The sequence below is a fragment of the Kitasatospora sp. MY 5-36 genome, assembly GCF_001182915.1.
Lineage (GTDB): Bacteria > Actinomycetota > Actinomycetes > Streptomycetales > Streptomycetaceae > Kitasatospora.
This window is the reverse complement of sequence record NZ_LFVW01000410.1, coordinates 1-10,488: the sequence shown is the minus strand read 5'-3', so window position 1 is coordinate 10,488 and position 10,488 is coordinate 1. Positions and strand designations below refer to the sequence as shown.

General features: G+C 73.0%; 12 protein-coding genes and 1 pseudogene. 6 read left to right on the top strand and 7 right to left on the bottom strand.

All coding sequences use genetic code 11. The annotated features are described in order from the left end of the window. Nucleotides 1–34: 34 nt before the first annotated feature. Nucleotides 35–262, bottom strand: coding sequence for a DUF3263 domain-containing protein (locus tag AE652_RS24685; RefSeq protein WP_079272731.1), 228 nt, complete (start codon nucleotides 260–262; stop codon nucleotides 35–37). Nucleotides 263–364: 102 nt separating this feature from the next. Between AE652_RS24685 and AE652_RS24680 the strand changes: the two genes are divergently transcribed. Next, entirely contained in the window at nucleotides 365–715 is a 351-nt protein-coding gene (locus tag AE652_RS24680) for a cupin domain-containing protein (RefSeq protein WP_049655188.1), read from the top strand. A gap of 46 nt (nucleotides 716–761) precedes the next feature. Here AE652_RS24680 and AE652_RS49530 read toward each other — a convergent pair whose 3' ends face one another. Further along, nucleotides 762–1,277 carry an extracellular solute-binding protein gene (locus AE652_RS49530; RefSeq protein WP_369808328.1) on the bottom strand — a complete coding sequence of 172 codons (516 nt, stop codon included), beginning with the start codon at nucleotides 1,275–1,277 and terminating at the stop codon, nucleotides 762–764. Further along, on the bottom strand, nucleotides 1,274–2,041 hold the full coding sequence (locus AE652_RS49525) for an extracellular solute-binding protein (RefSeq protein ID WP_369808327.1): 768 nt from the start codon (nucleotides 2,039–2,041) through the stop codon (nucleotides 1,274–1,276). Before AE652_RS49525 ends, AE652_RS49530 begins: the two co-directional genes overlap by 4 nt. 325 nt (nucleotides 2,042–2,366) lie before the next feature. Here AE652_RS49525 and AE652_RS24670 point away from each other — a divergent pair, with 325 nt between their 5' ends. Together AE652_RS24670 and nagA are read left to right on the top strand one after the other, a co-directional pair. Continuing rightward, nucleotides 2,367–3,314, top strand: a complete 948-nt coding sequence (locus AE652_RS24670; RefSeq protein WP_049655186.1) for an ROK family protein — start codon at nucleotides 2,367–2,369, stop codon at nucleotides 3,312–3,314. Continuing rightward, entirely contained in the window at nucleotides 3,311–4,492 is a 1,182-nt protein-coding gene (gene nagA / locus AE652_RS24665) for an N-acetylglucosamine-6-phosphate deacetylase (RefSeq protein WP_049655183.1), read from the top strand. Before AE652_RS24670 ends, nagA begins: the two co-directional genes overlap by 4 nt. A gap of 69 nt (nucleotides 4,493–4,561) precedes the next feature. On the opposite strand, the gene AE652_RS24660 is transcribed toward nagA, so the two are convergent. Both AE652_RS24660 and AE652_RS24655 read right to left on the bottom strand, forming a co-directional pair. Continuing rightward, nucleotides 4,562–5,578: a hypothetical protein gene (locus AE652_RS24660; RefSeq protein ID WP_049655180.1), complete on the bottom strand. Its 1,017-nt coding sequence runs from the start codon at nucleotides 5,576–5,578 to the stop codon at nucleotides 4,562–4,564. Nucleotides 5,579–5,735: 157 nt separating this feature from the next. After that, nucleotides 5,736–7,523: a diguanylate cyclase gene (locus tag AE652_RS24655; protein WP_049655177.1), complete on the bottom strand. Its 1,788-nt coding sequence runs from the start codon at nucleotides 7,521–7,523 to the stop codon at nucleotides 5,736–5,738. Nucleotides 7,524–7,885: 362 nt separating this feature from the next. On the opposite strand from AE652_RS24655, the gene AE652_RS24650 reads away from it, so the two are divergent. Next, nucleotides 7,886–8,422, top strand: coding sequence for a flavin reductase family protein (locus AE652_RS24650; RefSeq protein ID WP_369808329.1), 537 nt, complete (start codon nucleotides 7,886–7,888; stop codon nucleotides 8,420–8,422). A gap of 11 nt (nucleotides 8,423–8,433) precedes the next feature. On the opposite strand, the gene arfB is transcribed toward AE652_RS24650, so the two are convergent. After that, complete coding sequence (gene arfB, locus AE652_RS24645; protein ID WP_049655169.1) at nucleotides 8,434–8,868, bottom strand: alternative ribosome rescue aminoacyl-tRNA hydrolase ArfB; 435 nt, start codon at nucleotides 8,866–8,868, stop codon at nucleotides 8,434–8,436. A 98-nt stretch (nucleotides 8,869–8,966) separates the two neighbouring features. Here arfB and AE652_RS24640 point away from each other — a divergent pair, with 98 nt between their 5' ends. Both AE652_RS24640 and AE652_RS24635 read left to right on the top strand, forming a co-directional pair. Next, nucleotides 8,967–9,464, top strand: a complete 498-nt coding sequence (locus AE652_RS24640; protein WP_369808326.1) for a hypothetical protein — start codon at nucleotides 8,967–8,969, stop codon at nucleotides 9,462–9,464. A 134-nt stretch (nucleotides 9,465–9,598) separates the two neighbouring features. Beyond that, the gene (locus AE652_RS24635; RefSeq protein ID WP_049655167.1) at nucleotides 9,599–10,174 is read left to right on the top strand and encodes a TerD family protein; all 576 of its coding nucleotides are present in this window, start codon (nucleotides 9,599–9,601) and stop codon (nucleotides 10,172–10,174) included. Between the two features lie 88 nt (nucleotides 10,175–10,262). Here the strand turns inward: AE652_RS24635 and AE652_RS24630 are convergent. Next, nucleotides 10,263–10,488: pseudogene (locus tag AE652_RS24630) on the bottom strand (hypothetical protein); the annotation flags it as partial.

The window sequence follows — 10,488 nt, the reverse complement described above, 5'->3', positions numbered from 1 at the left end:
CCCCACCCTCCCGAGAGCCCGAACCCCCCACCCGTCAACGGGCCCCCCGCCGAGCCTCCCGCACCCGCCGCAGCCGGTTCACCAGCACCGGCGCGTGCGCCAGCGCCTCCTCCCGGTCCAGCAGCGCGTTCAGCACCTGGTAGTACCGCGTCGGGGAGAGCCCCAGCTCCTCCCGGATCGCCCGCTCCTTGGCCCCCGCCGTCCGCCACTGCCGCCCCTCCAGCGCCAGCACCGCCCGGTCCCGCTCGCTCAGCTCGCCCACCGCCGACACCTCCGTCCACCGCTACGGAGTGTCATTCTCGCGCGCGACCCGGACACACACTGCTCGCCCCACCGCTCCCCGCGCCCGGCTACCGTCACCCCCATGACCACGCCGAGCTTCGCCCTGCACATCCCGACCGCCGACCTCGACCCCGACCCGCTCGACCCGTCCCAGATCGTCTCGGGCACCCCCGAGGTCACCGGCAGGGTGCTCTCCGAGTCCGCCGACGGCCGTCACCTGCGCGGTCTCTGGCAGATCACCCCCGGCGTGGTCACGGACGTCGAGGCGGACGAGATGTTCGTGGTGCTCAGCGGCCGGGCCACGATCGAGGTCGAGGGCGGCCCGACCCTGGAGGTCGGCCCCGGCGACTGCGCGGTGCTGCGCGAGGGCGACCGCACCACCTGGACGGTCCACGAGACCCTCCGCAAGGCCTACGCCATCACGCTGCCCTGAGCCCCGTCGGGGCCGGGGCGAACCACGCCCCGGCCCCGACGACCTGCTACTTGCGGACCTTCACCGCTTCCTTCACCGCCGCGTCCTGCAGTCCTTCGAGCACCTGCTTCGGGTCCCCCGTCACGGCTTGCCCGATCCCGGCCTTGATCCGGTTGCTGACCTCGCCCCAGGCCGGGTCCCCGAACGGGTAGAAGCTCGCGTTGCTGAGCCCGACCGCGAACTGCTTGAGGTCCTCGTGCTTGGGGTCGGACGACATCTGGGCGAACGCGTCCTGGGTGACCGGCAGGAGGTTGTACTGCTCGTCGAACTTCAGCTGGTTGTCCTTGCCGTAGACGAACGCCAGGAACTTCTTGATCTCGTTCTTGTGCCCGTTCGCCTTCAGCGCCATCATCCAGTCCGCGACCCCGAGGCTCCCGGTCCGTCCGACGCCGTCCTTCTTCGGGATCGGCGCCGTGCCGAACTCGATCTTCCCGGCGGTCGCCATCCGCAGCAGGGTCGGGTGCCCGTTCAGCATCGCGACCTTCCCCGCGGCGAAGTCCTGGAACACCGGGGTGCGGTTCATCTTGCCCGGGTCCGGGTACGCAGCCCGGTGGCCACCAGGTTGCTCTTCAGCCAGCCGAAGGTGGCCTGGTTCTGGGCGCTGTCGATGGTGTAGTTGCCGACGTCGTCGGAGATGCTGCCGCCGCCGCTCAGCGTCCACAGCATCGACTCGGCCGGTGCCTCCTCCGGCCCCAGCGGCAGCCCGTACGGGGTCACCCCCGGCACCTTGGCCTTGATCTTCTCGGCGTCCTGCCGCAGCTCGTTCCAGGTGGCCGGCGGCTGGGTGATGCCGGCCTGCCGGAAGACCGCCTTGTTGTAGAAGAGCACCCGCGACGAGGAGACGAACGGGATCCCGTACTGCGTCCCGACCACCTGCCCGGCGTGCGCGAAGGTGTCCAGGAACCTGGCCTGGGTGTCCACCGAGAGCACGTCGGAGGCCGGGTACAGCCGGTCCGCCGCGACCTGGTCCGCGAAGCCGCCGGTCTGGAGCAGGTCCGGCGACTTGCCGGCCGCGATCATGTCCTCGACCTTCTTGCCGATCTCGGTCCAGCTGTCCACCTCGACGCTGACCCTGATCCCGGGGTTGGCCGCCTCGAAGTCCCTGGCGACCGCGTCCCAGTAGTGCTGGGAGCTGGTCTCGGGGCTCTCCCCGTAGTCAGCGGCGACCAGTCTGAGGGTGACCGGCCCGTCGTCCTGCCCGCCGCAGGCACTGACCGCGGTGAGGACCAGTGCTCCGGCCAGCGCACCGCCGAGCACACGGGTGGGAACGTGGACGCGCCTGTTCAACGCGGGTACCGCCTTCGGGGGGATGGAACGGGGGGTGAACGCAGCCGGAACGGGGGAATCCGGCAGGGGGACGCGCAACACTCCCAAACCCGTCGTCCACCGGTCCACACCACCGCCCGGCGCCGCCCCAGTAGTTATCGAAGTGCTCGGCGTCATTGCACAATGCGCAACAAAACCCCCACTCACCCCGGTCCGCGCCCGCCCCGCACCCCGGCGCAAAGCCGCGCACACCCCCGCAGCTGCGACAAAGCTCACCCAGTATGGACCAGACCAATCCGACAACTGGACTAGACCTCTTCTACCCGCCCAAGGGAAACTGTCCTCCGTGAAGCACGTCATCGCACTCGATGTAGGCGGCACCGGCATGAAGGCCGCGCTGCTCGCCCAGGACGGCTCCGTGCTGTTCGAGGCACGCCGACCGACCGGGCGGGAGCACGGCACGGACGCCGTCGTCGCCGCCATCCTCGACTTCGCCACCGACCTGGCGGACGAGGGCCGCAGCCGTTTCGGTGTCGCCCCGCTCGCGGCCGGTGTCGCCGTCCCGGGCACGATCGACGAGAAGAACGGCATCGCGGTCTTCTCCGCCAACCTCGGCTGGCGCGAGCTCCCGCTGCGCAAGCTCCTCGGCGAGCGCCTGGCCGGACCGGACGGCGGCGCGATGCCGGTGGCCCTCGGCCACGACGTGCGCTCCGGCGGCCTGGCCGAGGGCCGGCTCGGAGCCGGCCGCGGCGTCGACCGCTTCCTGTTCATCGCCCTCGGCACCGGCATCGCCGGCGCCATCGGCATCGACGGCCGGATCGAGGCCGGCGCGCACGGCTACGGCGGCGAGATCGGCCACGTCGTGGTCCGCCCGGGCGGACCGCAGTGCGGCTGCGGCGCCCGCGGCTGCCTGGAGACGCTGGCCTCGGCCTCCGCCGTCTCCCGCGCCTGGGCCGAGACCAGCGGCGACCCCGACGCCGACGCGGCATCCTGCGCCGCCGCGGTGGACGCCGGGGACGACCGCGCCCTCGCGGTCTGGCAGCGCGCCGTCGACGCCCTGGCGGACGGCATCGTGCTGGCCCAGAGCCTGCTCGACCCGTCCACCGTGATCGTCGGCGGCGGGCTGGCCGAGGCCGGCGACACGCTCTTCACTCCGCTGCGCGCGGCGGTCACCGGGCGACTGACCTTCCAGATGCCCCCGAAGGTCGTACCCGCCATGCTCAAAGACACCGCCGCGTCCCTGGGCGCGGGCCTGCTCGCCTGGGATCTGCTCTCCATGGAGGTGACCGCGTGACCACCGCGGACCGTGACCGTACTGCCCTGGCCGGTGCCCGGCTGGTCCTGCCCGGCGGCGTCGTCGAGGGCGACCGCCTCGCCGTCGAGGGCGAGCGCATCGCCGGCCTCGGCGGCGACTCCGAGCCCGGCGACCTCGACCTGACCGGGTACACCGTCGTCCCCGGCTTCGTCGACCTGCACGTCCACGGCGGCGGCGGTGCCTCGTACGCCTCCGGCATCGCCGAGGAGGCGCTGCTGGCCGCCCGCACCCACCTGGAGCACGGCACCACCACCACGGTGGCCTCCACCGTCACCGGCGAGATCGACGAGGTCGCCCGCCAGGCGCACGTCCTCTCCGAACTCGTCGAGGACGGCGTCCTGGCCGGCATCCACTTCGAGGGCCCGTTCATCTCGCACAACCGCTGCGGCGCCCACCGGCCCGACCTGCTGCGCGACCCCGACCCGGCGCTGGTGCGCAAGCTGGTCGACGCCGCCCGCGGCCACGCCCGGATGGTCACCCTGGCCCCCGAACTGCCCGGCGGCCTGGACTCGGTGCGGATGCTCGCCGACCTCGGGGTGATCGCCGCCGTCGGCCACACCGACTCCGACTACGCCACCACCCTGGAGGCGATCGAGGCCGGCGCCACCGTCGCCACCCACCTGTTCAACGCCATGCCCGGCATCGCCCACCGCGCCCCCGGCCCGATCGTGGCGCTGCTGGAGGACGAGCGGGTCACCGTCGAGCTGATCAACGACGGCGTGCACCTGCACCCCTCCGTCCTGGACCTCGCCTACGGCACCGCCGGCGCGAACCGGGTCGCCCTGATCACCGACGCGATGGGCGCGGCCGGCATGGGCGACGGCCTCTACCCGCTCGGCCCGCTCCAGGTCCAGGTCAAGGACGGCGTGGCCCGGCTGGTCGAGGGCGGTGCGATCGCCGGCTCGACCCTCACCCTGGACGTGGCGTTCAAGCGCTCGGTCACCGTCAACGGGCTGAGCCTGAACCAGGCCGTCGAGTCGCTGTCCGCCACCCCGGCCCGGCTGCTCGGCCTGGGCGACTCGATCGGCTCGCTGGAGACCGGCAAGCTCGCCGACCTCGTCGTGGTCGACTCGGAGGGCTACGACCTGGTCGCGGTGATGCGCCGCGGCCGGTGGATCGTCGGCGGCGAGAGGTTCTCCACCGTCGAGCCCGCCTGAGCGACGCCGACGGCCGCCCTCCCCCACGCGGGGACGGGCGGCCGTGGTGTGTCCGGAGGAGGGGCGGGCTCAGCCGCCCGGCTCGATGGTGATCTGGTCGACCAGGACCGCGCCGGAGGGCACCGTGAGGGTCACCGTGTTCGGCCCGGCCTGGAACTGCGGCAGTATCCAGGTGCTGTACCAGGCGGAGGTCTGGTCCTTGGGCTGCGGCCCGTAGATCCTGTACGTCACCCCGCTCGGCCAGTCCTTGCCGTTCACCGCGGCCGAGCCCTTGAACTCCGCGCCCGAGTAGTTGTAGTGCACCGTCAGCTTGTACGACCCGGCGGTGGCGATCTCGCCGGTCCAGGTCACCGAGCCGCCCGGCTGGAGCGTCAGGTAGCTGCCGTCGGCCGACTTGGCGCCCTTGACGGTGTTGCCGGAGGGCGCGTTCTGCCCCTGGAGCTGGCCCGCGTCCACGGTCGTCGGTCCGGAGACCGGGGTGGCGCTCGCCGAGGGGGAGCCGCTGGCGGTCGTGGCGGTCGGCCCCGGGGTGGTGGGGGCCGGCGGGGCGGTGGTGGCGGTGCCGCCCTTGCCGGTCTTGTTGTCGTCCGGGTCCCCGGTGGAGAGGGCTATGCCCGCCCCGATCGCTATCGCCGCGACCACGGCCACCGCGCCGATCACCGCGCCCTTGCTCCGGCCGCTGCTGCGCGGCTCCTCCCCCGGCTGCGGCCGGGAGTGCTCGGCGTAGCGGGTCTGCTGGGTGGGCGCCGCACCGTACTCGGGCTGCTGCGGCGGGCCGGGCTGGCCGTACGGGGCCTGCGGCTGGCCGCCCGGGTACTGCGGCGGCATGCCCTGCTGGCCGTACGGCTGCTGCTGTTGCTGCTGTTGTGCCCGCGGCGGGTAGCCGTACTGGGCGCGCCCGACCTCCATCGGGCGGCTGTACGGCGTGCGCGGGACCCCCTGCTGCGGCTCGGCCGGCTGCCCGGTGGAACCGTCGGCCGGGCGGTAGAGGTAGCCGAACGGGTCGTCGTCCTGCGGGGCACCGCCCCCCTGGCCCTCGGGCACTCCGTTGCTGCCGGCGGTCGTCACGGTGGTCTGCTCCCCCATCCGGTGCGCCGCCTGCTGCGGGCGGCGCAGATCATGGACGCTGTCGTACCGGGAACCCTACCTGCCGTATGTGACGGCGGGAAAAGAACCCTTGACAACTCACGGGTAACCGGGACCGACCAGGGCCGGCCCGGGCCCGCGGGGGCCGTCCGCCGGCTCAGCCCGCGCGCCGGTGCGAGCGCTCGCCGCGCGCCCCGCGCACCGCCCCGCCCCGGGCCCGCTTCTCGTCGTACATCCGCTCGTCCGCGGTCTGCAGCACCTCCTCGATGCTCATCCCGCAGCCGGCCCAGCCGACGCCGAGGCTCACCCCCACCCGCATCGCCCGTCCGTCGATCCGCATCGGCGGGATGATCGCGCCCCGCAGCCGGTGGGCGAGGTCCTTGGCCTCCTCGCGGCCGATCCCGTCCGCCAGCACCACGAACTCGTCGCCGCCGAGCCGGGCCACCGTGTCGCCGTCCCGGACGGCCTGGCTCAGCCGCCGGGCGACCTCGACCAGCACCGCGTCGCCCGCGTTGTGGCCGAACCGGTCGTTGATCGACTTGAAGCCGTCCAGGTCACAGAAGAGCACCGCGAGCCCCTTGTCCACCGCCGCCGCCGCGCCCGAGCGGAACGGAGCCGACCAGGCCTCGCCGCCCGGCCCGTACTCGGCCGGGACCACCGCGTGCACGTGCTCCCCGAAGCCCGGGCCGAGCCCGCTCGGCAGCCCCTCGGGCAGGCCGTAGCCGTGCGCCGGCCCGGCGTACCGGTCCGCGCCCTCCAGCCCGTCGTGCGCCGCGTGCGCGCTGTAGGAGTCGGCCGGGTAGCCGTACGGCTGCGGGTAGGCCACCTCGACCTGCCCGCCGGTGGCGCCGACCGGCTGCGGCTGGGCGCAGAGCCGGCGGGCCAGCCGGGCCTTGAGCTCGGCGCCGTTCGGCAGCCCGGTCAGGGCGTCGTGGCTGGCCCGGTGGGCGAGCTGGAACTCGTGCCGCTTGCGGTCCTCGATGTCCTCGACGTGGGTGAGCAGGAAGCTCGGCCCCTCGGCCGCGTCCGCGACGATCGAGTTGCGCAGGCAGACCCACTGGTAGCCGCCGTCCCGCCGGGACAGCCGCAGCTCCGCGCGGCCGCTCTCGGCGCTGGTGCGCTCCAACAGCGCCCGGTCCTCGGGGTGCACGAGGTCGGCGAAGCTCTGCTGGCGCAGCACCGCCCGGGGTCGGCCGAGCAGTCGGCAGAGCGCGTCGTTCACCCTGGTCAGCTGGCCGCGCCCGACGCCGTGCAGCTCGGTGATCGCCATCCCGCTGGGCGCGTACTCGAAGGCCTGGCGGAAGCTCTCCTCGCTGGCCCGCAGCGCCTGCTGCTCCTTCTCCAGGCGGGCCAGCGCGCGCTGCATCTCGGCCCGCAGCCGGGCGTTGCCGATCGCGATGGAGGCCTGCAGCGAGAACATCTCCAGCGCCTCGCGGGTCCAGGCGCCGGGCCGCTTGCCGCTGCGCGGGCGGTCCACCGAGAGGACGCCGAGGAGGTCGCCGCCGGCGCTGTACATCGGGGCGAGCAGCCCGTCGGCGGGGTGCCAGTCGTTGGCGTACACCGGCAGCGGGCCGTCCCCGATCCAGCGCGGGATGTCGCTGGCGACGGCCCAGCCGCGGTCGTACGGCAGGAAGCGCAGGGTGCCCCAGTGGTCGCTGACGCCGAGCAGCCGGTCCCAGGACTCCCGGGAGCCGACCTGGCCGAGCAGGACGGAGGGGCCGCCCATCGGGCTCTCCTCCAGCTCCCAGACGGCCGCCACCACGAGGTCGCCGTCGGGCCGGACGAGGCTGACCGCGGCGGCGTCGAAGCCGAGCCCGTGCACCGCGCCCTCGACCACGGCCTGGAGCGTGCCAGCGAGGCTGCGGGCAGCGTTGAGGTCCGCCACGACCCGGTGCAAGGTGCGGAGGGTCGCGAGACGGACGTACGGCTCCGACTCGGCTTCCATGCGGGGGCTCCCCGGCTGCTTCGGATAGTTCTTGATTGGTTATCGTCCGATTGCCAGAAGAACTGAATCACAGGGAGCACAGCGCTCGGCACGCTCGGTCAGCAATAGGCCATCACTTGTGACTTAAATCACACGAGACTAATGCGCCCTTAATCAGTTCATCTGTCCCGTAGTGGGACATACAGCGCCATCGGAACTTTTCTGGTGGTCGACCGCATTGGCCGCCGACTGAAGCCGACTGCACCCGCCAGTCCGGTCGCTTCACTCCTGAGGGTGAGTTCGGCCACCGGGCGTAACCCTTCGGCCGGACCGCCGGTCCTACGACCAAGGCCCGATGCCGTTCCTCCCGGGTGACGACTACCGTGCGGTACGTGTACCCGTCGCCGCAGCCCGAAGCTGCCCCCCACGCCACGCCCGACGAGTTCCGGGCTGCCCTCTCCCAGCTCGCCGCCGGCGTGAGCCTGGTGACCGTCCACGACCCGGAGGACGGCGAGGACGTCGGCATGACCGCCACGTCCTTCCTCTCGGTGTCGCTGGAGCCGCCGCTGGTGCTGATCTCGGTCCGCGAGGACTCCCGGATGGACGAGGTGCTCTCCCGGGTGGACACCTGGGCGGTCTCGGTGCTGACCGAGGGACAGAAGACGCTCGGCTCCCGGTTCGCCATGAAGGGCCGGCTCAGCGACCGGCTGCTGTTCGCGGACACCCCGCACCACCGCGGCCCGCGCACCGGCGCCCCGCTGGTCGACGGCGCGCTGGCCACCGTCGAGTGCCGCACCGAGCAGCGGATACCCGCCGGCGACCACACCCTGCTGCTCGGCCGCGTCCTGGAGGCCACGGTGCCCGACCCCGGCGGCCGCCCGCTGCTCTACTTCCGCGGCGGTTACCGCACCCTCGGCTGAGGCCGCGCCGGCTACTCGCCGCCCCGCGGCGCCCGGCGGCCCCGCTTCAGCTCGGAGCGGTGCTTCTTGTTCTCCAGCCGCCGCTGGACCATCCCCCGGCTCGGCCTGGTCGCCCGCCGGGCCTTCGGCGGCGGCGCGCACGCCTCGGTCAGCAGCGCCGACAGTCGGGCCGCGGCCGCCTCCCGGTTGCGCCACTGCGAGCGGAACTCCGAGGCCTGGACCACCAGTACCCGGCCGTCCACCAGCCGGCCGGCCAGCCGCTCCAGCGCCCGCTCGCGCCACACCTCGGGCAGCGCCCTGGTCGAGGCCAGGTCGAAGCGCAACTCGGCCTTGGAGTCGGAGGTGTTGACGTGCTGGCCGCCGGGGCCGGAGGAACGCGAGAAGCGCCAGACGAGCTCGGCGTCGGGGACGACCACCGACCCCCGTACGCGGATGGGCTCGGACATGCGCCCATCATCCCGCGCCCGGCCCGTCCGGTCACCCGGATATCGGTACGCCCCCCGCTTCCGCACCCGGTTACCCCCGGGCGCCCCGAGCCCCGACAATGGCGTACGTGATCGAGCTCGGCTACTCCCTCTCCAACCGCTTCCCCGACCCCCCGCAGACGGACTACCGCACCGCGTCCGTGCACGCCCTGCGGTACGACCTGTTCTGCGGCGACGTCTACCTGGACGGCGAGGGCTCGGAACTGTCCACCGCCTGGGGCTGGGTGCCCGTGCTCGACTTCGCCTGGGCGCTGTGCGACGTCGCCGAACTCCTGGACCGCGACCCGGACGGCGTCCGGGCCGCCCGGGTGCAGACCGCCGACCTCGACTTCACCCAGAACACCGAGCTGCTGCGCTTCGCCCGCCGCTTCAACTGGGTCGAGGTCACCGCCACCTGGCTGCCGGACGAGCCGCCGGTGGTGGTCCGCCACGGCGAGCTGCGGCGCGAGGCCCGGGACTTCCTCCAGGACACCCTGGCCGACCTCTTCGACATGCACCCCGACCTGGCCGACAACCCGAACATCTGGACGCTGCAGGGCCGGTTCCGGCGCATCTGACACGTCCTTTGCCCGGTCTTTGCCCTCCGTTGGGCGCCCACGAAGAATTCACGGCCCCTGCGGAACCAAGCCACCGCGGTATTGCGTTGTCCCGGGAAATAGCGAACGAAGCGAACGAAGGGACTGCAATCGTCATGCCAGTGAGCCTCTCCAAGGGTGGCAACGTCTCGCTGACCAAGGAGGCCCCCGGCCTGTCCGCGGTCACCGTCGGCCTGGGTTGGGACGTCCGCACCACGACCGGCGCCGAGTTCGACCTCGACGCCAGCGCGATCGTCCTGAACGCGGACGGCAAGGTGCTGTCCAACGGCCACTTCGTCTTCTTCAACAACACCAGCACGCCGGACAACACCGTCGTGCACACCGGTGACAACCGCACCGGCGAGGGCGCGGGCGACGACGAGTCGATCAACATCAACCTGGCCGGCCTGCCGGTCGAGGCCGCCAAGATCACCTTCCCGGTCACCATCTACGACGGCACCGCCCGCGGCCAGAACTTCGGCCAGGTCCGCAACGCCTACATCCGCGTGGTGAACGCGGCCGGCGGCGCCGAGATCGCCCGCTACGACCTCTCCGAGGACGCCGCCACCGAGACCGCGATGATCTTCGGCGAGCTCTACCGCAACAACGGGGAGTGGAAGTTCCGCGCCGTCGGCCAGGGCTACGCCTCCGGCCTGGCCGGCATCGCCCAGGACTTCGGCGTCCAGCTCTGACGCACCCGCGGACAACGCCGCGGCGCGGGAAGTCGGTCCGTCCGACTCCCCGCGCCGCGGTTTCTCCGTTTCCGGGGCCCGGCGGGCCTCAGCGCGAGGCGCGCAGCTCCGGCAGCTGGATCAGCTCGGTCTCGTCCTCCGGCGTCAGGTCCACCACGGTCGGCCCGCCCTGCTCCGGCCGCTCGGCCGACTCCGCCGCCCGGGCCTCGGCCACGGCCTTCTCGGCCACCGCCTCGTCGCCCACCACGTCCGCCAGGTCGGCGCGCTCCCCCAGTTCGGCGACGCTGCCCACCGCCGGTGCCGGGGCCGCCGGG

Coding starts and splice junctions, on each gene's coding strand:
- AE652_RS24680 (WP_049655188.1), top strand. CDS start 365: ATGACCACGCCGAGCTTCGCCCTGCACATCCCGACCGCCGACCTCGAC.
- AE652_RS49530 (WP_369808328.1), bottom strand. CDS start 1,277: ATGAACCGCACCCCGGTGTTCCAGGACTTCGCCGCGGGGAAGGTCGCG.
- AE652_RS24660 (WP_049655180.1), bottom strand. CDS start 5,578: ATGGGGGAGCAGACCACCGTGACGACCGCCGGCAGCAACGGAGTGCCC.
- AE652_RS24655 (WP_049655177.1), bottom strand. CDS start 7,523: ATGGAAGCCGAGTCGGAGCCGTACGTCCGTCTCGCGACCCTCCGCACC.
- arfB (WP_049655169.1), bottom strand. CDS start 8,868: ATGTCCGAGCCCATCCGCGTACGGGGGTCGGTGGTCGTCCCCGACGCC.
- AE652_RS24640 (WP_369808326.1), top strand. CDS start 8,967: ATGGCGTACGTGATCGAGCTCGGCTACTCCCTCTCCAACCGCTTCCCC.
- AE652_RS24635 (WP_049655167.1), top strand. CDS start 9,599: ATGCCAGTGAGCCTCTCCAAGGGTGGCAACGTCTCGCTGACCAAGGAG.